This window comes from Streptosporangium minutum (assembly GCF_002149035.1).
In the GTDB taxonomy this organism is placed as follows: Bacteria; Actinomycetota; Actinomycetes; order Streptosporangiales; family Streptosporangiaceae; genus Streptosporangium; species Streptosporangium minutum.
This window is the reverse complement of the sequence record NZ_NGFP01000178.1, coordinates 1-19,426: the sequence shown is the minus strand read 5'-3', so window position 1 is coordinate 19,426 and position 19,426 is coordinate 1. Positions and strand designations below refer to the sequence as shown.

17 protein-coding genes are annotated in these 19,426 nt (G+C 71.7%); 6 read left to right on the top strand and 11 right to left on the bottom strand.

Annotated features, from left to right (window positions below; translation table 11 throughout):
• The first annotated feature begins 156 nt into the window (after positions 1-156).
• The 4 genes from CA984_RS30545 (at position 157) to CA984_RS30530 (ending at position 4,091) form a co-directional block, all read left to right on the top strand.
• Positions 157-1,113, top strand: coding sequence for a DUF7064 domain-containing protein (locus CA984_RS30545; protein WP_086576962.1), 957 nt, complete (start codon positions 157-159; stop codon positions 1,111-1,113).
• An 88-nt stretch (positions 1,114-1,201) separates the two neighbouring features.
• Entirely contained in the window at positions 1,202-1,678 is a 477-nt protein-coding gene (locus CA984_RS30540) for a hypothetical protein (protein WP_086576961.1), read from the top strand.
• A gap of 80 nt (positions 1,679-1,758) precedes the next feature.
• Complete coding sequence (locus CA984_RS30535) at positions 1,759-2,526, top strand: isoprenyl transferase (RefSeq protein ID WP_086576960.1); 768 nt, start codon at positions 1,759-1,761, stop codon at positions 2,524-2,526.
• Positions 2,527-2,747: 221 nt separating this feature from the next.
• Positions 2,748-4,091 carry an RNA 5'-3' helicase PhoH2 gene (locus tag CA984_RS30530; RefSeq protein ID WP_086576959.1) on the top strand — a complete coding sequence of 448 codons (1,344 nt, stop codon included), beginning with the start codon at positions 2,748-2,750 and terminating at the stop codon, positions 4,089-4,091.
• Between the two features lie 74 nt (positions 4,092-4,165).
• On the opposite strand, the gene CA984_RS30525 is transcribed toward CA984_RS30530, so the two are convergent.
• From CA984_RS30525 to CA984_RS30515, 3 genes are read right to left on the bottom strand one after another with little or no spacing between them, the layout of a single operon-like run.
• Positions 4,166-4,741, bottom strand: coding sequence for a hypothetical protein (locus CA984_RS30525; RefSeq protein WP_086576958.1), 576 nt, complete (start codon positions 4,739-4,741; stop codon positions 4,166-4,168).
• Positions 4,738-6,144 carry a sensor histidine kinase gene (locus CA984_RS30520; protein WP_086576957.1) on the bottom strand — a complete coding sequence of 469 codons (1,407 nt, stop codon included), beginning with the start codon at positions 6,142-6,144 and terminating at the stop codon, positions 4,738-4,740. Before CA984_RS30520 ends, CA984_RS30525 begins: the two co-directional genes overlap by 4 nt.
• Complete coding sequence (locus CA984_RS30515) at positions 6,141-6,815, bottom strand: response regulator transcription factor (protein ID WP_086576956.1); 675 nt, start codon at positions 6,813-6,815, stop codon at positions 6,141-6,143. Before CA984_RS30515 ends, CA984_RS30520 begins: the two co-directional genes overlap by 4 nt.
• Positions 6,816-7,141: 326 nt before the next feature.
• On the opposite strand from CA984_RS30515, the gene CA984_RS30510 reads away from it, so the two are divergent.
• Together CA984_RS30510 and CA984_RS30505 are read left to right on the top strand one after the other, a co-directional pair.
• On the top strand, positions 7,142-7,846 hold the full coding sequence (locus tag CA984_RS30510) for an aggregation-promoting factor C-terminal-like domain-containing protein (RefSeq protein ID WP_031163198.1): 705 nt from the start codon (positions 7,142-7,144) through the stop codon (positions 7,844-7,846).
• A gap of 60 nt (positions 7,847-7,906) precedes the next feature.
• Entirely contained in the window at positions 7,907-9,883 is a 1,977-nt protein-coding gene (locus CA984_RS30505) for a glycosyltransferase family 2 protein (RefSeq protein WP_086576955.1), read from the top strand.
• Here the strand turns inward: CA984_RS30505 and CA984_RS30500 are convergent.
• From CA984_RS30500 to CA984_RS30465, 8 genes are all read right to left on the bottom strand, one after another.
• Entirely contained in the window at positions 9,868-11,259 is a 1,392-nt protein-coding gene (locus CA984_RS30500) for a 3-hydroxybutyrate oligomer hydrolase family protein (RefSeq protein ID WP_108724635.1), read from the bottom strand. The two genes, CA984_RS30505 and CA984_RS30500, sit on opposite strands and share 16 nt — an antisense overlap.
• Before the next feature lie 3 nt (positions 11,260-11,262).
• Positions 11,263-12,276, bottom strand: coding sequence for an alpha/beta fold hydrolase (locus CA984_RS30495; protein ID WP_086576954.1), 1,014 nt, complete (start codon positions 12,274-12,276; stop codon positions 11,263-11,265).
• A gap of 19 nt (positions 12,277-12,295) precedes the next feature.
• Positions 12,296-13,612: an MFS transporter gene (locus CA984_RS30490; protein ID WP_108724634.1), complete on the bottom strand. Its 1,317-nt coding sequence runs from the start codon at positions 13,610-13,612 to the stop codon at positions 12,296-12,298.
• A 220-nt stretch (positions 13,613-13,832) separates the two neighbouring features.
• The gene (locus tag CA984_RS30485) at positions 13,833-15,746 is read right to left on the bottom strand and encodes a helix-turn-helix domain-containing protein (protein ID WP_242676261.1); all 1,914 of its coding nucleotides are present in this window, start codon (positions 15,744-15,746) and stop codon (positions 13,833-13,835) included.
• A 151-nt stretch (positions 15,747-15,897) separates the two neighbouring features.
• On the bottom strand, positions 15,898-16,644 hold the full coding sequence (locus CA984_RS30480; protein ID WP_086576951.1) for a 3-hydroxybutyrate dehydrogenase: 747 nt from the start codon (positions 16,642-16,644) through the stop codon (positions 15,898-15,900).
• Between the two features lie 170 nt (positions 16,645-16,814).
• Positions 16,815-17,201, bottom strand: a complete 387-nt coding sequence (locus CA984_RS30475; RefSeq protein ID WP_086576950.1) for a tautomerase family protein — start codon at positions 17,199-17,201, stop codon at positions 16,815-16,817.
• Between the two features lie 29 nt (positions 17,202-17,230).
• Positions 17,231-18,622, bottom strand: coding sequence for a class II fumarate hydratase (locus tag CA984_RS30470; protein WP_086576949.1), 1,392 nt, complete (start codon positions 18,620-18,622; stop codon positions 17,231-17,233).
• Positions 18,623-18,658: 36 nt separating this feature from the next.
• Positions 18,659-18,871, bottom strand: coding sequence for a hypothetical protein (locus tag CA984_RS30465; RefSeq protein ID WP_086576948.1), 213 nt, complete (start codon positions 18,869-18,871; stop codon positions 18,659-18,661).
• Positions 18,872-19,426 lie beyond the last annotated feature (555 nt).

Sequence of the window (19,426 nt, the reverse complement as noted above, 5' to 3'; positions counted from 1 at the left end):
TTCCCGGTCCCTCCGGGCCCTCGGGCCCTCCCGGTCCCACCGGCGCCCCTGATGGCGACGGTCGTGGCGGGGGAGAGCGCTGAGGGCTGTCCCGTGGGGGCGCGGTCGGTTAGGTTGGCCCGATCGTATGGCCAAGCGCTTGCATGGGAGTGGGCCGTGGTGAAGATCGTCGATCATGGAACGTGGCCGCTGGGAGAGGCGGACGAGGGGGTCCATCCGGTCGGCGGCGAGCTGCTGTGGAGCGAGTCCTTCTATCTCGACTTCGCGGCCGAGGACGGCTCCGTCGCCGGATACGTCCGGCTGGGCCTGTACCCCAACTGGGGCCGCGCCTGGTACTGGGCGTGCCTGGTCGGCAGGGACCGGCCGCTGGTGCTGCTCGCCGACGACCACGTCCCGCTCCCCGGGCCCGACCTCGCGGTGCGGGGCCGGGACTACCGGGCCACCCAGGAGGTGGTGGCCCCCATGCGCTCCTTCAGGCTGACGCTGGAGGCCGGGGCCGCCGCCGTACTGGAGGATCCGGGGCGGCCCGGCGCCGGGCCGGGCGGGGGAGCCACGACCTCGCTGGAGTTCGACCTGGAGTGGGAGACCGTCGGCGGGGTCTACCCCTACGGGTTCATCCCGCGCTACGAGATCCCCTGCAGGGTCGGCGGCGTGATCAGGGTGGGCGGTGAGGAGATCCCCTTCTCCGGGTACGGCGAGCGCGACCACAGCTGGGGTGAGCGCGACTGGTGGGATGTCTCCTGGCTGTGGAGCTCCGGGCGGCTCGACGACGGCACGTTCTTCCACGGCATGCGGGCCAACGTCGGCTTCGAGATGCCCTGGCCCTGCTTCACGGTCCCGCCGGACGGCCCGCTCGACCATCGGGAGGGCTTCACCGCGGCGACCGAGTTCGGCGAGGACGGCTTCCCCGTGCTTTCGCGGCTGGCGGTGCCGGGCGCGCCGATGACCGCCACCCCCCTCGCCTTCGCCCCGGTGACGGTGACCTCGCCGGACGGCGCGGTCGCCCGCTTCCCGCGCGCCCTGTGCCGGTTCGAGGCCGAGGACGGCAGGTCGGGATACGGCTGGACGGAGTGGCACCAGCCGGCCGGGTGGCGCGAGCACGGCTGGCGTTGAGAACGTTTTGGCAGGCTGTGCCGGGGATAACCTCTGTGAGGTGGGGGGACTGCGTTGTCTTGATGGGTCGTATCTGACCGTTACGCCGGTGGCGTGCCGGGACAGCGTCGGCTCCCCGTACGAGGTCACGCTGGAGCTCCACCGCGACGGCACGCTCTACGGCACGGTGGGGGAGCGGTGCGGCTGGCTCCTCGTCCGGCTGGCCAAGGGCGTCGCCGAGGCCCGTGCCGCCCCCGGGGCGCAGTGGCCCGACCCCGACGACCGGTTCCCCGACGAGGAGGAACTGTTCGCCTTTCGTTACCGGGCCAGGAACGGGGTCGTCAGCGGGGGCGAACTCCGCTGTCAGCTGCGGACCATCCCGGTCTGGATCCCCGCCCAGCGAGGGAGTTCCGGCGAGTGGCGGCTGACCAGGAGGGCGTTCGTGGAGGCCTGGGGCGGCGGCGGCGTGGGCATGCGGGCGGTGCTCACCTCGGCTGAGCTGGGCGCCTTCGTGGCGGCGCTCGTCACGGAGGCGGAAGAGTGTCTGGCGCCGCAGAAGTCCGGCAACTCAACCCGAACCCGATAGACGGGGCGGAGAGGTCTTCTGGGCGGTGATAATTGCCTGTCAGCGCCCTTCGACGTCGGGCGTTGGGGGGAGGGACTCCAATGGGCGTGCGCGATCTCGTCTACCGGCTGTACGAACGGCGGCTGGAGGCGAAGCTGTCCCGCCAGAAGGAGATGGCCCCCCGGCACGTCGGCGTCATCGTCGACGGGAACCGGCGCTGGGCGCGGTCGATGGGCATCGACGACGTCAGCCGAGGTCATCGCAAGGGCGCCGACAAGATCTCCGAGCTTCTCGGCTGGTGCCGCGAGGCCGGTGTCGAGGTCGTCACCGTGTGGCTGCTGTCGAGCGAGAACATCAACCGGTCGAAGGACGAGCTGGACCTCCTCGTGAAGATCATCGAGGACGTGGTCCAGGAGCTCGTCGCCGACGGATGGCACATCAACCCCATGGGAGCGCTTGATCTTCTGCCTGATCACACGGCGCATGTCCTGAAAAACGCAAAAGAAGAGACATCACACCGTCCCGGTTTGATTGTGAACGTTGCTGTTGGGTATGGAGGAAGGCGTGAGATCGCTGATGCGGTGCGCTCCCTTCTCCAGGAGCACGCCAGCAAGGGCGCGAGCATCGAGGACCTGGTCGAGGTCCTCGATGTCGAGCACATCGCGGAGCATCTCTACACGCGCGGTCAGCCCGACCCGGATCTCGTCATCCGGACCTCGGGAGAGCAGCGCCTCTCCGGCTTCCTGCTCTGGCAGAGCGCCCACTCCGAGTTCTACTTCTGCGAGGCCTACTGGCCTGACTTCCGCAGGGTCGACTTCTTGCGGGCTCTCCGTTCGTACGCCGCGCGGCATCGACGGTACGGGAACTGAAAGACAGCATGAACACCCCCTTTCGGACAGGCTTGTGCCTTTGGAAGGTGGGTATTCAGGACGTACCGTAACAAGTAGGCGGGCGCAGCTCGCCTACTCCGGAGAGGGCCCGCCTTTGCGTCACGACTGCCAAGGAGGGCCGGTCACCGGCGCCTCCTCGGCAAGCCGCGAGCGTGGGCCCGGGTCCGGTCCGCATCCCAGCTCATGGCAGGGCGCCCCCCATGGCGCCCGGGGGAGAACGCGTGGCAAACCCTTCGTCCTCACCCACGTCGCCGGTCACCAATCGGCGTACGTACGTCCTGGACACCTCGGTACTGCTGGCTGATCCAGCGGCGATGAGCCGCTTCGCAGAGCATGAGGTCGTCCTCCCGATCGTCGTCATCACCGAGTTGGAGGGCAAACGCCATCATCCAGAACTCGGATACTTCGCGCGCAAGGCGCTGAGGTACCTCGACGACCTGCGGGTGACACACGGGCGGTTGGACGAGCCCATGCCGGTCGGCGAGGGCAGCATCCGGGTCGAGCTCAACCACAGCGACCCGTCGATCCTGCCCGTCGGCTTCCGGCTCGGTGACAACGACACCCGTATCCTCACCGTGGCGCGGACACTCGCCGCCGAGGGACGCGACGTGGTGCTGGTCTCCAAGGACCTGCCGATGCGCGTCAAGGCGGCCTCCATCGGCCTCGCCGCGGAGGAATACCGCGCCGAGCTGGTGGTGGAGTCCGGCTGGACCGGCATGGCCGAGCTCCAGGTGACCGCGGAGGACATCGAGTCGCTGTTCGAGCACGGCACCGCCGACCTGGCCGAGGCCCGTGACCTCCCCACCCACACCGGCCTGCGGCTGCTGTCCGGCCGGGGTTCCGCGCTGGGCCGGGTGCTGCCCGACAAGTCGGTGCGGCTGGTCCGCGGCGACCGGGAGGTGTTCGGCCTGCACGGCCGTTCCGCCGAGCAGCGCATCGCGCTCGACCTCCTGATGGACCCCGAGGTCGGCATCGTCTCGATGGGCGGCCGGGCGGGCACCGGCAAGTCCGCCCTCGCCCTCTGCGCCGGCCTGGAGGCCGTCCTGGAGCGCCGCCAGCACCGCAAGGTCATCGTCTTCCGCCCGCTGTACGCCGTGGGCGGCCAGGACCTGGGCTACCTGCCCGGCTCCGAGAACGAGAAGATGGGCCCGTGGGGCCAGGCCGTCTACGACACCCTGGGCGCGGTCACCACGCCCGAGGTGATCGAGGAGGTCATGGACAGGGGCATGCTGGAGGTCCTCCCCCTCACCCACATCCGCGGCCGCTCCCTGCACGACGCCTTCGTGATCGTGGACGAGGCGCAGTCGCTGGAGCGCGGGGTGCTCCTGACGGTGCTGAGCCGGATCGGCGCCAACTCCAGGGTCGTGCTCACCCATGACGTCGCCCAGCGCGACAACCTCCGGGTGGGCAGGCACGACGGCGTGGTGGCGGTGGTGGAGAAGCTCAAGGGGCATCCGCTGTTCGCGCACGTCACGCTGACCCGTTCGGAGCGCTCGCCGATCGCCGCCCTGGTCACCGAGATGCTGGAGGACGTCACGATCTGAGGCCCGTCCCGCGGACCCGTCCCGGCGGTCGCCATCCGGCGGCCGCACGCGGGGGTCCGCGGGACCCGGCCCGGTCACGGGGGCAGCCGCACGCCTTCGGCCGCGAGGTCCCGGAACTCGAAGCAGGTGTGCTCCCCGAGCGACTGCGGGGTCCCCGGGAACAGCCGGGTGACCTCGACGCTCCAGATGCTCTCCTGCTTGTTCTGCCTGATGGTGCAGGTGATCTGGGCGAGGCCCGCCCTGGAGAGCGCGCCCTCTCCGGTGATGATCACGTTCAGCCGGTATCCCAGCTTGCCCCCGGGGTCGTTGCGCTGGGCCGGCTCGGAGTATCGGGTGGTGTCGGTGTCGTAGTGGCTGAATTTGCTGAGCGCGCTGCTCAGCCCCTGCCTCGGCGGCTGTTTCCCGGCCCGGAACAGGGTGGAGATGATGTCCTTGGCGGAGTCGGAGGCCACGGGGATGTTGGCGGGTTCCAGCCGTCCGTCGCGCAGCAGGTAGACCGTCACCCACGTGGGGCTGTAGCTGATCACCGGAGGGCGGCCCCGGTCCTCGACCGGGGTGGGGGCCACTCCGCAGCCGCACAGCGTCAGGACCGCGGCGAGCAGGCACGCGAGCCGCCTCGGGCCGGGGGCGGCCGGGACACGGAGCCTCATGCCGAGGGCAGCCAGAGCGTGAAGAGCGTGCCCGGATCCTGCGGGCGCACCGAGATGGTGCCGCCGTGCAGGTGGGCGTTGGCCCGCGCGATGGACAGGCCGAGCCCGCTCCCGTCACCTCGGACGCCCGCCTTGTAGAAGCGGTTGAACACGTGTTCCAGGTCCGCCGGGGGGATGCCCTTGCCGTGGTCGCGCACCTTCACCTCCAGGCCGTTCGGGGTACTGCGGGCGGTCACCACGACGGGGCGCTCGCCGTGGCGCAGGGCGTTGCCCACCAGGTTCGCCAGGATCACGTCGAAGCGCAGGGGGTCGACGGAGAAGGCCAGCCCCTGTGGCACGTTCACCCGCACCTGGTCCGACCAGCCGCGCAGCTCCAGGCAGTCCCGGACCGCGTCGGCGACGTTCACGGTGTCCACGTGCAGCGTGGCCGTGCCCGAGTCGAACCGGCTCGTCTCGATGAGCTGCTCCACCAGGGTCCGCAGCCGCCCGATCTCCCGCAGCACCAGCCGTACGGCGGTCGCCGGCTCCTGGGGCAGCCGTTCGGCCTCCTCGGAGAGCATGTCGGCCACCGCGGTCATCGCGGTCAGCGGGGTCCTGAGCTCGTGCGAGACGTCGGCCACGAACCGGCGTGACATCGCCTCCAGGGAACGCAGCTCCGACACGCTGCTCTCCAGGGCGACCGCGGTCTCGTTGAACGTCGCGGTGAGCTCGGCGAGCTCGTCGTGGCCGTGCACGGGAAGGCGGGTGTCCAGGTGCCCGGCGCCGAGCGCGCGGGCCGCCGAGCCCAGCTGCCGGACCGGCAGCAGCACCCGCCGGGCCAGTACCAGGGCCAGGGCGAGAGCGATGACCAGCATGATGGCCCCGGCGGCGGCCAGCGGCTGCCTCAGGTCGGTCAGGAGCTGTTCCTCGGCGGTGAGCGGGACGAACACGAAGACGCTCATTCCGGTGGGCTGGGCGATGTGGATGGGCTCTATCCGCCACACGGGGGTGCCGATGAGCAGCCACATCTTCCCGTCGATCACCTGGCGCTTGGTCACCATCCGCCGTGCGGCCCCGGCATCGAGGTCGGCGGGGACGTCGTTCATGCTGAAGTCGCCGTCGGGGTAGAGGTAGCTCTCGTAGCGGACCACCACCCCGCCGTCCCGCATGCGCAGGCTCTTCTGCAACGTGCTGATCTGCGCGTCGGTCGGCGGGCTGTCGCCCGGCCAGAGCGCGCCGATGGGCACCCTGGTCCCTTCCAGGGTGCCGCGCACGTCGCGCACGGCCACCTGCTCGGCGAGGTCGATCACGCGGTGTTTGACGAGCTCGTAGCCGATCCCCGCGACCAGCGCGGAGGCCGCCACCGCGATCAGGGTGAAGGTGATGACCAGGCGTCCGCGCAGCCCGGTGTAGGCACGCTTCACGGCGGGCTGAACCGGTAGCCGAATCCGCGGACGGTGTGGATGAAGTCGGGCTCGGCCGGCACTGCCTCGATCTTGGCGCGGACCCGCTGGACGCAGGCGTCCACCAGCCGGGAGTCGGCGACGTGGGTGTGGTCCCAGACGGCCCGCAGCAGGTATCGGCGGTTGAGCACCTGGCCGGGGTGGCGGACCAGTTCGAGCAGGAGCCGCAGTTCGGTGGGGGTCAGGTGGATCTCCCGGCCGGCCAGCGACACCTTGAGCGCCCCCCGGTCGACGACCAGGTCGCCGAAGGTGATGCGGTCGGAGGCGACCGACTCCACCCGGCGCAGGACGGCGCGGATCCGGGCGTCCAGCACGCGCGGCTCGACCGGTTTGACCACGTAGTCGTCGGCTCCCGCCTCCAGCCCCACGACCACGTCGAGGTCGTCGCCCCTGGCGGTGAGGAGGATGACCGGCAACTGGTCCATCCTGCGGATGCGGCGGCACACCTCGACCCCGTCGATCCCGGGGAGCATGACGTCGAGAATGACGATCTCCGGACGGCGCGACCGGATGTGGTCGAGCGCCTCCTCGCCACTGGCGTAGGAGGTCACGGAGTGGCCCTGGCGCGACAGCGCCAGCTCAAGCCCGGTCCGGACCGAGGGATCGTCTTCAACAAGGAGGATGCCGGCCACCAGGTAATTATTCGTCCAATGCCCGATAAAGCCTGCACCGTCACGGAACTGTGACGTGAGGCGGACAGGAACCGGATGCGGCGATGACACCCTGACAAGGGCGCTCCCCCTCGGCGCAGGGGCACGTGGGGCGGGCCCTGAGCGGTAAATGTGATGAAAGTCACATTTAGCTGGTCGAATGTCAGGAAAGACCATGTAACCAGCCAGTAGGCGGTAAAAAAATCGGCGGACGGGCGGGGGAACCCCAACCAACTCTCCCGTTCGGGTTGCGGACCACCCCCCTGTCCACGGCAAGCTCATAGGTCGTGAGTTCAGGACCGCCGCACTTGAAGGAGCACTCAGCTCCCCGCCCCCGCCGTACGGCCGGCAAGCCGGTCAGGGCCAAGAAGCAGGGATGGCTGACCCCCAAGCGTGCCGTCATCCTCGGCACGGTGGCCGTGGTCCTCGTGGGCGGTGGAAGCTTCACCGTCTACACCGCGATCCAGAACGCCTCCGCCCCGCCGCCCGCGCCGCTCAGCCTGGACGACCTGTCGAAGATGCTCGGCGACGACCCGTTCGGCGCCGACCCCGAGGCCGACATCCTCAAGGCCCAGGCGGCCCAGGCGCTCAAGGAGAACCAGCTGGCCGCCGAGCGCGGCAAGCGCAAGAAGCTGGACCCGATCGTGATCCCCACGGAGGCGCCCGGAGGCGGCGGCTTCGACCCGCAGCAGCTCCCGCCCGGCACCGCCAACCCCACCGGCAACAAGGCGCTGGGCAAGCAGATGCTGGACGCGCGCGGCTGGGCCGACCAGTGGGGCTGCCTGGAGAAGCTCTGGATGAAGGAGAGCGGCTGGAACGAGCGGGCGATGAACCGCTACAGCGGCGCCTACGGCATCCCCCAGTCGCTTCCCGGGCACAAGATGGCCAGCGCCGGCAACGACTGGCAGACCAACGCGGCCACCCAGATCGAGTGGGGACTCGGCTATATCAAGGGCCGTTACGGTACGCCTTGTGGTGCCTGGGGCCATTCCCAGGCCAAGGGCTGGTACTGAGACACCAGGAGTCGGCAAGTCTGGCCGTCTCCCGGCCGTGGGCATCGCACGCTTGGCCGCATGGATGTGAAGGTCAGCGTGGTGGTGCCGGTGCACAACCCCGGTGATAGCGCCGACGCGTGTATCCGCTCGGTGCTGGAGCAGTCGATGTCCTCGGAGGAATACGAGGTCATCTTCGCCGACGACGGGTCGGACGACGGGACCCAGCAGCGTCTTGACTCCGTCGCGGCGGTGCGGCCGAACGTGCGGGTCCTCCATCTGGGCCCCGACGGCTCGCCGATGCGCGCGCGCAACATCGGGATGGCGATCGCCAAGGGCGAGTACGTCTACCTGATGGGGCAGACGGACCGCCTGGAACGGACCGCCCTGGAACGGATGTACGAGCGCGCGGTGGCGACCGACGCCGACATCCTCATCGGACGCCTGGTCGACGACCAGGGGCCGCCCTCCACCGTGTTCGACGGCAACCGGGAGCGGGCCGACCTCTTCAGGGACCGGCTGCTCTCGCTGCTCACACCGCACAAGCTCTACCGCAAGACCTTCCTGGACGCCGAGGTGCTGAGCTTCGCCGACCCCGGCGGGCGCCTGGCCGAGCAGGCCTTCGCGATCCGCGCCTACCTGCGGGCCAAGGTCATCGCCATCCTGGCCGACCAGGTCTGCTGCCACGTCGACGAGCGTCCCGAGCCGCGGGCCGACCCCTACGTCTGGGGCGCGGAACTGCGCGAGCTGCTCGACATCATCGACTTCGAGGTTCCCGCGGGACGCCAGCGCGACCGGATGTACGCGCACTGGTTCCGCACCTCGGTGCTGCGCCGGCTGGGGGGAGGGAGGTTCCTGGCCGCCTCCTCCAGGGAGCGGGCGGCCGTCTTCACCGCCCTGCGCGAACTGGCGGTCCAGCGCTTCCCCCCGCGCCTGGACCCCCACCTGCCCGTGCACCTGCGAGCCCGCGCCGCCCTGCTGCGCGCGGGCCGCCTCGACCAGTTGGTCGTGCTGGCCGAGGCCATGCGCGGCACCCGCCTGCAGGCCGACCTCAGGGAGGTCGTCTGGGACGACGGCGTGTTCATCATGGGCCTCGCCGTGGAGATCATGCGGGGGGACGGGTCCCCGATCCGCTTCCTGCCGTACGGCGAGGACGGCCTGCTCTGGGAGCCGCCCGTGCCCCTCGACGGCCTCCGTCTCGCACCCGAGATGGCGGACGTCTCCCAGGCCGCCTCCCGCGCCCGGTTCGAGGTCTACGTCAGGCACGAGGACACCGGCCTCGTCTACTTCCTCCCGGTGGCCTGCTCGATGCTGCGCTCGCGCCACCGCAACGGGGTCAGGCTGCAGGCCACCGGCACGGCCCGGCTGGACGTCGGCTCCGCCGCCCTCGGCCACCCGCTGCCGCCCGGCCTCTGGGAGATCCACGTGCGCATGTACGGCGGAGCCCACCACGCGCGCACCCGCGTCACCGGGTCCCCGCTGAACTGCACCGGGGTGCTGGCCGACTACTCCAAGCGGCTGGTCATCCCCTGGTGGTCCGACAGGGGCGAGCTGGGCGTCTGCGTGGAGCCCCGCTCGTTCGCCGAGTCGATCGTCCTGGTCTCGTCGGGAACGACGATCACCCGGCAGCGCGAGCACGTCTTCGTCGTCGTGCCCGTGCCGTACGTGCCGCCGAGCGGGGGGCCGCCCGCCGAGCTGGTGCTGCGCCACGCGGTGCGCCGGGAGCGCGAGGTCTGCGCGCCCGCCCTGGTCGAGCCGGGCGTGCCCGGACAGCACGCCGGACGGCTGGTCGCCAAGGTCCCCATCCGGCTGCTGCCCCGCGACGGCGCCCTCACCCCGGGCGACTGGGTGCCGTTCCTGCGGGTGGACGGCCAGGAGACCGGGCTCCGCTTCCGGGTCGGGATGGGCCGCGGCGGCCGGGTGGAGATCCACGAGTCCGCCGCCGGGCCGCCCGTGCCCCGGTACCGGCTGCTCAAGCGCGTGGCGCTGCGGATGCCCGGGGCCCGGAACGCGGCCCGGATGACCCGGACCGTGCAGGAGCGCTACCTGCCGAGCTGACAGTCGTTGACGGGGTCTCCGCCCGCCGGACGCGGCAGGGTCGCGCTCGGCGGCGGGCTCTGCCGCCGTTCCACCCACCCCTCCAGGGCCTCGAACGCGCCGCGGAAGCACGGCAGCATCGGGCGGATCCTGTCCGGGTAGGCGGCGTAGAGGCTGTCCACGTGGGTGCCGTCGGTGATCCGGTAGTACCGGAACGGCCGGCGGTCGCCGACCATGCCCGCGTAGACGTCCCCGGAGCGGGAGATCGGCAGCAGCGTGTCGAGCGTCCCGTGGATCGTGATCAGCGGCTTGCCGATCCGGCCGGTCAGCCCGATCCTCTCCACCGCCCGGTACGGCCTGCGCGCGTCGTAGTCGTAGTCGGCGTCGCAGGCCGGGGTGCCCGACGCGCAGAAGGGCGTGCCCGCCTCGGTGTCGCCGTCGAAGTCCGGGTCGAGCTCCTCACGGTAGAGGCGCTGGGTGAGGTCCCAGTAGTACTGGTGGTGGAAGGGCCACAGGAACTCCGACCCCCTGGCGAACCCGGCGTCGTACATCGCCTGGGTGTCGCCCTTCGGGTAGGCCCGCAGCGCGGGTGGCAGGAAGGTGAGCAGGTTGTCGCCCTTGACCCGCCAGAGCGTGCCCTCCCAGTCGACCCCGCCGTCATACAGCCAGGCCCGGTTCTCCAGCTGCCAGCGGACCAGGTACCCGCCGTTGGAGATGCCCGCGGCGTAGGTCCGCTCGGGAGGCCTGCCGTAGCGCCGCGCGACGGTCGCCTTGGCGGCGACCGCCACCTGGGTGACCCGCCGGTTCCACTCGGCGACCGCGTCACCCGGCCGGCGGCCGTCCCTGTGGAAGCCGACCCCGACGTTGCCCTTGTCCGTCACCGCGTAGGCGTAGCCCTTGGCCAGCGCCCAGTCGGAGATGGTGAAGTCGTTGGCGTACTGCTCCCGGTTGCCGGGGGTGCCCGCCACGACCAGGCCGCCGTTCCACCTGTCGGGCAGCCGGAGCACGAACTGGGAGTCGTGGTTCCAGCCGTGGGTGGTGTTGGAGGTCGAGGTGTCGGGGAAGTAGCCGTCGACCTGGATGCCGGGTACGTCCTTCGGATTGACCGTCCCCGCGGGGTGCAGCCCCGCCCAGTCGGACGGGTCGGTGTGCCCGGAGGCCGTCGTGCCCGCCGTGGTGAGGTCGTCCAGGCAGGCCTTCACCTGGTGCTCGGCCCCCGGGACCGTCACCCGGTCCAGCCGCGCGCAGTGCCCGTCCACCGCGTTCCGGCCGGTGGAGACCCCGGCGCCCGCGGCCGGTGCGCCCGCCAGCAGGGCGGCGGCGGTGATGACGGCGGTGAGGGCGCCGAGCCCGGCGGCGGGCACGGCGCGCCCGCGGGATCCTGACGGTGTGCGCATCGGTCAACTCCGCTTCAGGTGGTCGACGAGGGCGGCGCGGAACTCCTCGGGCCGCTCGATGTGAGGGCTGTGTCCGCAGTCGAGGACGACCTCGCTGTGGTCGCCGTACCGCCGCAGCGCGGCCCGGATCTGGGTGACCATCGGCTGCGCCGGGGTGCCCGGCGAGCCGGGGACGACCCCGAGCGCGCCCAGGTGGGCCAGGTCGAACAGCGAGGTGTCGGAGACGATCACGTCGGCCTCCCCCCTGATCCACAGGATCGGCGGCTTGGGGTCGATCACGTGCAGGTCGTCCAGCCGGAAGTACGTGGGGGCGAGCGCGTTGAGCACTCCTCGCGTGCCCGGGGCGACCCCCGGCCACACGTCGGAGGAGACCGTGTCGCCCGGATAGTTGTCCTCGCCGACCCTGGTGGACAGCATCGACTCCACGAGGGCGTCCTCGTCCTCGACCACCGTGCCGGGCTTGACGTAGGTGCTCCGGAAGACGTTCCTCGGTGACACCGGGGAGTCGTCCGAGCGGTCCCCGGCCGCGAGCAGCCTCACGAAGTCGGGGTTGGCCGCCCCCGCCCCGCCGCCCACCCCGGTGGGGTGGTTCAGCGCGCCGTCCGGCCCGTGCGTGCCGCCGAAGCCGTACGGCGAGACCGGGTTGACCAGCGTCACGCTCCGCACGGCGGACGGCCGGTCGCGCAGCGCCTGGAGCACGACCCCGCCGCCCAGGCTCCAGCCCACCAGGTGCACGCCGGTGAGGCCGAGGGCGTCGATCAGCGCGAGCACGTCGTCGGAGTAGTCCCGCAGGCCGCGGGTGGCGTCGACCGGCGCGGGATCGGTGTCGCCGAAGCCACGCAGGTCCACCGCCAGCGACCGGTAGTCGGCGGGCAGGGCCGCCAGCGTGCCCCGCCAGAAGGCGGCGCTCGACACGTTCCCGTGTACGAACAGGACCGCCTCGCTCCCGGTCTCGCCGGCCGACAGCACGTTCTGCGTGATCCGGGCGGTGGGCACCCGCCGGTTGTCCAGGTGCATCGAATGTTCTCCGTACGGCTCAGCGGGTGGTGGAGTTCTCGGCGGCGCCGAGGGTGGCGAGGTCACGGCCCCGGGTCTCGCGGGAGACGAACACGGTGATCATGGTGAGCACGGCCGCGCCGGCCACGTAGAGCATGACCGGGAACGAGGAGTCGTAGGCGCCCAGCAGCGCCACCGCGATCAGCGGGGCCAGGCCGCCGGCGACGATCGAGGCGAGCTGGGCGCCGATCGACACGCCGGAGTAGCGCATCCGCGTGGCGAACAGCTCGGAGAAGAACGCCGCCTGCGGGCCGTACATCGCGCCGTGCAGGATCAGGCCGACCGTCACCGCCAGGGTGACCGCGGCGAAGTTCCTGGTGTCGATCAGCGGGAAGAACGCGAAGGACCACAGGCCCACCCCGGCCGCGCCGAGCAGGTAGACCGGCCGGCGGCCGAGCTTGTCGGAGAGCGCGCCCCACAGGGGGATCGAGAAGAAGTGGACGGCGGATCCGATCAGCACCGCGTTGAGCACGACGGGCTTGGACAACCCGGCCTCGGTCGTCGCGTAGACCAGCACGAACGCGGTGAGCACGTAGTAGGAGACGTTCTCCGCGAAACGGGCGCCGATCGCGGTGATCACGTCACGCCAGTGGTACCGGAAGACCTCCACGATGGGCATGCTCCGGGAGGGCTTGGCGTTGGCGACGGCCTGCTGGAAGATCGGCGACTCGCTGATGGACAGCCGGATCCAGAGGCCGAGCAGCACCAGCACGCCCGACAGCAGGAACGGCACGCGCCAGCCCCAGGTCTGGAAGGCCTCGTCGGACTGGACCGCGGCCAGGACCGCGAGGACGGCGGTGGCCAGCAGGTTGCCGCCGGGGGCGCCGGCCTGCGGCCAGGAGGCCCAGAAGCCGCGCCGCGCGGTGTCGCCGTGCTCGGAGACGATGAGCACCGCGCCGCCCCACTCGCCGCCGAGGGCGAAGCCCTGGACGAGCCGGAGCGCGGTCAGCAGCAGCGGGGCCGCCGCGCCGACCGCGGCGTGGGTCGGCAGGCAGCCGATCAGGAAGGTCGCGCCGCCCATCGTCAGCAGGCTGATGACCAGGAGCTTCTTACGGCCGAGCCGGTCGCCGTAGTGGCCGAAGACCAGCGCGCCCAGCGGGCGGGCGACGAAGCCGACCGCGTAGGTGAGGAAGGCCAGCAGGGTGCCGGTGAGCGGGTCCGATTCGGGGAAGAAGAGCGCGGGGAAGACCAGCGCGGCGGCGGAGCCGTACAGGAAGAAGTCATACCACTCGATCGTCGTGCCGATCAGGCTGGCTGCGACGATCTTTCCGATGGGGGTGCGGGGTTTGTCTGACATCTCACTCACCAATGGGTAGCGCTGTTGGGGGGATGTCGGCTCACGGTACGTAGTGACCGGTGTCACTCCTATGGGTCCGGCCTCCATACCGTGTGGCCGGGCTATGTGGATGTCCCCGCCCGGCGCGAGGGGCGCCGAGGGGAAGGCGGGGGAAGACACGCCGCAGCCGGCCCCACAGGCCCCCGGGAGGGGCTGTGAGGCCGGCTGCGGCGCGTTCGGCCTAGTGGCTGAGGCGGTGGAGGCGGAGGGCGAGCTGGATCTCCAGGGCGCGCTCCGGGTCCTGCCAGTCGGCGCCGAGGAGCTGGGCGATCCTGTCCAGCCGCTGGGTGACGGTGTTGACGTGGATGTGGAGGGCCTCGGCCGTACGGGAGAGCGAGGCGCCCGTGCCGAAGTAGGCGGTGAGGGTGCGCACCAGGGCGGTGCCCCTGCGGGCGTCGTAGTCGATCACCGGTCCGAGCGCCGAGCCGAGGAACGCCTCGATGTCGCGGCCGTCGCCGACGAGCAGCCCGACGAATCCCAGCTCGGTGGCGCTCACGCCCTCCCCGGCCCGGCCCAGGGCCAGCAGGGCGTCGGCGCAGCGCTGTGCCTCGCGGTGGGCGGCGGCGACCTCGGCGGGACCGCGCACCGGGCCGGAGGCGCCCGCGGTGGCGGGGTGGCCGAGGGAGGCGCTGAGCTCGGCCGCCACCCGTTTGGCCAGGTGACCGGGCCTGTCGCCGGGCAGCAGCAGCACCACCTCGTCCCCGCGCAGCGCCGCCAGGCCGTGGCTCAGGGTGGCCTGGGAGGAGGCCCAGAAGGCGGCGCGCTCGCGCCGGCCGCCGTGGCGGACCACGACCACCACGTGATCGGCTTCCAGCTCCACCCCGACCCGCCGGGCCCGCTGGACCAGGCCGTCGAGGGCGGGACGGGAGATCAGGTCGTCGAGCAGCTCACCCCTGACCCGGCCCTCCGCCTCGGCCACCGTCCGCCGGAACAGCAGGAGCAGCGCGGTGACCAGCGCGGCCCGTTCGAGGATGCGCTGGTCGGTGTCCGCCACCTGGCCGTCGGCCCGCAGCACGAGCGTGCACAGCGGCTCGGCCCCCACGTCCACCGAGGCGACCAGCAGATTGCCTTTCTTGACGGTACGGCCCAGCGCCCGGGACGACCGCGCGGCCTCCGCGATCACGGCCGCCGTCGCCTCGGGCCCCTGCCGCGCTCCTGCGGGGCCGCCCTCCCCCGCGGGCATGCCCGCCGCCAGCTCGCCCGCGTCGCCGGTGATCGGCCGTCCCACGTCGTCCAGCACGACCAGCGAGCCGCCGAGCACTTCGGTGACCACGGCGGCGACGTCCTCGACCCCGCCGCCGCGCAGCACCAGCCCGGTCATCCGGTCGTGCGCGAGCGCGGCCCGCTCCACGGCCTCGCTGTGCGCGTTCACCTGCCGGTTGGCATCGCTGAGCTCCTCCAGGGCGTTTCTGGTCTCCTGCAGCAGCCGGGCGTTGTCGATCGCGACCGCCGCGTGCGCGGCCAGCGAGCCGAGCAGCACCACCTCGTCCTGGGTGAACGGCCGCACGCTCCGGTTGGCCGCGAAGAGCACCCCGATGACCCGCGCGCCGAGTTTGAGCGGCACGCCCAGGATGGCGACCAGGCCCTCCTCCGTCACCGCGTCGTCGATGTGGAACTTGTGGCGGAAACGCTCGTCGGCGAAGTAGTCGGCCGTCGCGTACGGCGTGGCGGTCTGGGCCACCAGCCCACCGAGCCCGGCGCCCATGGCCAGCCGGAGCGCGCGGAACTTGGCCGACACCGACCCGTCGGTCACCCGCATCCAGGTGTCGCCCCGCTCGGAGTCGTGCAGTGTCATGTAGGCGGCGTCGGTGCCCAGGAGCTGCCTGGCACGGTGCACGATGGCTTCGAGTACGGCGTCGAGGTCCCGCAGGCCGGCCAGGTCGCCCGCGGTGTCGAACAGCGCCGACAGCTCGGCCTCGCGCTTGGCCCTGCGCCGCAGCAGCGCCCGCACCTTCAACGCGGCGAGCTTGGCCTCCTCCAGCTCGGCCAGCGTCGCCGCGTCGGCCCCACCGGCTCTGGCGGCCAGGACGGGCCCCTCGAACTCGACCGCCGACGCCTCTCTGGCCAGCAGTTCGAGAAAGACCCGTGCGCTCATGTCTTCCATTCTCACGGCGACGCTGCGCGCCGCGGCTCGGGTGCTGGTAACCGGTGGCTTCCCTCGTCGCTCGTCCGCTGCGCTCCCTCGCTCCTCGGTCCAGCTCACCGGCGCACCCTCGCGGTCCCACGGTGACGCCGCGCGCCGCGGCTCAGCGTGCCGTCCAGCCGCCGTCCACGGGCAGGGAGGTCCCCGTGATGAACGAGCCGTGCGGGCCGCACAGGTAGGCGGCCAGCTCGGCGACCTCCTCCGGTTCGATCAGCCGCTTGATCGCGGCGGGGGCCAGCATGATCTGCTCCACGACCTCGTCCCTGCCGATGCCGTGGCTCTCGGCCTGGGCGTCGACCTGGTTCTCCACCAGCGGGGTGCGGACGTAGGCGGGGCTGACGCAGTTGGAGGTGACGCCGTGCGGGGCGCCTTCCAGGGCGATGACCTTCGACAGCCCTTCGAGCGCGTGTTTCGCAGTGACATATGCCGACTTGTACGGCGAAGCACGGAGCCCGTGGACCGAGGAGATGTTGACGATCCGCCCCCAGCCCCGCTCGTACATCCCCGGCAGAGCCGCCCGGGCCAGCAGGAACGGTGCCTCCACCATGACTTTGAGGATCTTCGAGAAGATCTCCGGCGGGAAGTCCTCGACCGGCGCGAGGTGCTGGAACCCGGCGTTGTTCACCACGATGTCCACGTCGCCCGGCAGCGCGTCCACGAAGCCCGGAGCCGACAGGTCGGCGACCACCGGTGTCCCGGAGACCTCCGTCGCCACCTCCACCGCGGCCTCGGCGTCCATGTCGACCACCACCACATGCGCTCCGGCGGCGGCCAGCCGCCGCGCGCAGGCGCGCCCGATCCCGCTGCCCGCCCCGGTCACCACGGCTCGCCGCCCCGCTAGGTCGCTCATGCTGCCGAATCTAGGCAATCAGCCGAATCCCGGCCCATGTCGCCGGCCGCCATAGTCCTGCCGCGACCTATGTGTGCGGGGCGGATCCCGCCGGGGAGGCCGTCGGTCCCAGAGACCGTTGCCGATCTCGTGGAAGTCCACGTCCGGGCGCGGGATCCGGCCCGCGACGATCAGACGGTCACCGGGTAGGTGAGCGCCAGTTCGTCACCGGGCACGCCGCGAATGCCCCAGTTGACCTGAGGCGACTCCAGGATCACGATCTCCAGGTCCTCCGCCGGGAGGTCGAGCTCCTCCTGGGCGCGGGCGAACAGGGTGCGGATCAGGTCCCGCTTGGCCTCGTCCGACCGGCCCTGGAAACAGATGATCTCCACGATCAGATACCGCTCGCCGCGCTGCGGGCAGACGAGGTCCTCGGCGTCCAGCAGCAGGAACCGGTGGAACCTCTTGTCCGCGGGGAGCCGCCACACCTCGGTCAGGCAGCCGTGCACGGTGTCCGACATCTCCTGGCGCCGTCCGGACCAGACATCACGGCGGCCGTAGAACTTGATCTGCGTCATGCCCCGAGTCTGTCAGCAGAACGGGCGGCCTACGACGGCGGCCGGGTCATGGACAGCACGTCGAGGAGGGCGTCGAGCTGCTCCTCGGTGAGGGCGCCCCTGGCGACGTGGCCGCGCTCGATGACGACCTCGCGGATGGTCTTGCGCTCCGCGAGGGCCTGCTTGGCTATCTTGGCGGCCTCCTCGTAGCCGATGTGGGGGTTGAGCGGCGTGACGATCGAGGGGGACGACTCGGCGTACTCGCGGAGGCGTTCGGCGTTGGGCGTGATGCCGTGGACGCAGCGGTCGGCCAGCAGCCGGGAGGCGTTGGCGAGCAGCCGGATGGACTCCAGCGCGTTGCGGGCGATGACCGGCAGCATCACGTTGAGCTCGAAGGTGCCCGAGGCTCCGGCGAAGGCGATGGCCGCGTCGTTCCCGATGACCTGCGCGGCGACCATGCACACGGCCTCGGGAATCACCGGGTTGACCTTGCCGGGCATGATCGACGAACCGGGCTGGAGGTCGGGCAGGTTGATCTCACCGAGTCCGGCCCGGGGGCCCGAGCCCATCCAGCGGAGGTCATTGGCGATCTTGTTGAGCGAGACCGCGACCGTGCGGAGCTGGCCGGAGAGCTCCACGATGGCGTCCCGGGCGCCCTGGGCCTCGAAGTGGTCGGGGGCCTCGGAGAACGGCAGACCGGTGGCCTCGCGGAGCTTCCCGATGACCTGGGAGGCGAAGCCGGGCGGGGTGTTGATGCCGGTGCCGACGGCCGTGCCGCCCAGCGGGAGCTGGGCGAGGTGGGGGATCGCGCTGCGCACCCGGGCGATGGCGTTGTCGATCTGGGTGGCGTAGCCGCCGAACTCCTGGCCGAGCGTGACCGGGGTGGCGTCCATCAGGTGGGTCCTGCCGGCCTTGACCACCTGGTCGAACTCGAACGACTTCTCCCGCAGCGCGGTGGCCAGGTGCCTCAGGGACGGGATGAGGTGGTAGGTCACCTCGGTCGTGGCGGCGACGTGGATGGAGGTGGGGAAGACGTCGTTGGACGACTGCGAGGCGTTGACGTGGTCGTTGGGGTGGACGGCGCGGCCCAGCCGCTGCTCGGCGAGGGTGGCGATCACCTCGTTGGCGTTCATGTTGGAGGAGGTGCCGGAGCCGGTCTGGAAGAGGTCGATGGGGAACTCGCCGTCCCACTCGTTCTCCGCGACGTCGGTGGCGGCCTCGGCGATGGCCTGGGCCAGCTCCTTGTCCAGGACGCCCAGGCCGGCGTTGACCTCGGCGGCGATCGCCTTGATCAGGCCGAGCGCGGCGATGTGCGGGCTCTCCAGCCCCCGCCCGGAGATGGGGAAGTTCTCCACCGCCCGCTGGGTCTGCGCCCGCCACTTCGCATCCGCCGGGACCCGTACGTCACCCATCGAGTCGTGCTCGATCCGATACTCGCTCATGGTTCCAGTCTGCGTCCTGCGGGATAAAGCGGAAATTTAATTTGAGTGGTGCTCATCTCTCGCCGGGGAAACCGACGGGGAGGCGCCGTCCCGGACGGGGGTGTCCTGGGTGGCGGCGGCCTGGACGGCCGCCGGCGCGGCGGCCGCCGGATACGGTACGGCGGGCGCCGCCCCGCTCCTGCCCTTGTTCGCGAAGACCGCCACCGCCACGATCACGATCACCACCAGGGCGACGGCCGCCACCCCCATGAGGACGATCAGACCGACCCGGGTTTTGGCGGGTGTGGTCGTCTGCTCTCCCTTGCCGCCCTGTCCCGCGATCGCGAACAGCTCGGTCCCCAGCCCGTGTCCCCGGTCGGACGCCCCCGGGCCGGGCCGCTGCGGCTGGTCTCCGCCGGGTGCTCCCGGTCCGGGCTGCCAGGGGCGGCCTCCCGCGGGCGTTCCCGGTCCGGGCTGCGGATGGCCCGCGCCGGGTGCTCCCGGCCCCGGCTGCCAGGGGTGACCTCCCGCGGGTGCTCCCGATCCGGGCTGCCAGGGAGGGCCTCCCGCGGGCGTTCCCGGATGGCCCGCGCCGGGTCCTCCCGGCCCCGGCTGCCGCCGGGAACCCGGCGGCGCGGGGTCCGCGTGACCGGGCAGCCACCCATGGTCCGTCGGATGGTCGTCCGATGAGACTCCCGGACGCGGTCCCGGGGAGGACCCGGGCCCCCAGGCCACCGGCGTCCCCGGCACGGGGTTGTCCCGCTGTGACGGGCCGGGCGGATCCTGCGGTCCCGGGGCGGGGGGCGGGGGCGGTTCCGCGGCGGC

Coding starts and splice junctions, on each gene's coding strand:
- CA984_RS30485 (WP_242676261.1), bottom strand. CDS start 15,746: ATGAGCGCACGGGTCTTTCTCGAACTGCTGGCCAGAGAGGCGTCGGCG.
- CA984_RS30495 (WP_086576954.1), bottom strand. CDS start 12,276: ATGCACCTGGACAACCGGCGGGTGCCCACCGCCCGGATCACGCAGAAC.
- CA984_RS30480 (WP_086576951.1), bottom strand. CDS start 16,644: ATGAGCGACCTAGCGGGGCGGCGAGCCGTGGTGACCGGGGCGGGCAGC.
- CA984_RS30525 (WP_086576958.1), bottom strand. CDS start 4,741: ATGAGGCTCCGTGTCCCGGCCGCCCCCGGCCCGAGGCGGCTCGCGTGC.
- CA984_RS30505 (WP_086576955.1), top strand. CDS start 7,907: ATGGATGTGAAGGTCAGCGTGGTGGTGCCGGTGCACAACCCCGGTGAT.
- CA984_RS30475 (WP_086576950.1), bottom strand. CDS start 17,201: ATGACGCAGATCAAGTTCTACGGCCGCCGTGATGTCTGGTCCGGACGG.
- CA984_RS30470 (WP_086576949.1), bottom strand. CDS start 18,622: ATGAGCGAGTATCGGATCGAGCACGACTCGATGGGTGACGTACGGGTC.
- CA984_RS30535 (WP_086576960.1), top strand. CDS start 1,759: ATGGGCGTGCGCGATCTCGTCTACCGGCTGTACGAACGGCGGCTGGAG.
- CA984_RS30465 (WP_086576948.1), bottom strand. CDS start 18,871: ATGGGGGTGGCGGCCGTCGCCCTGGTGGTGATCGTGATCGTGGCGGTG.
- CA984_RS30530 (WP_086576959.1), top strand. CDS start 2,748: ATGGCGCCCGGGGGAGAACGCGTGGCAAACCCTTCGTCCTCACCCACG.
- CA984_RS30500 (WP_108724635.1), bottom strand. CDS start 11,259: ATGCGCACACCGTCAGGATCCCGCGGGCGCGCCGTGCCCGCCGCCGGG.
- CA984_RS30490 (WP_108724634.1), bottom strand. CDS start 13,612: ATGTCAGACAAACCCCGCACCCCCATCGGAAAGATCGTCGCAGCCAGC.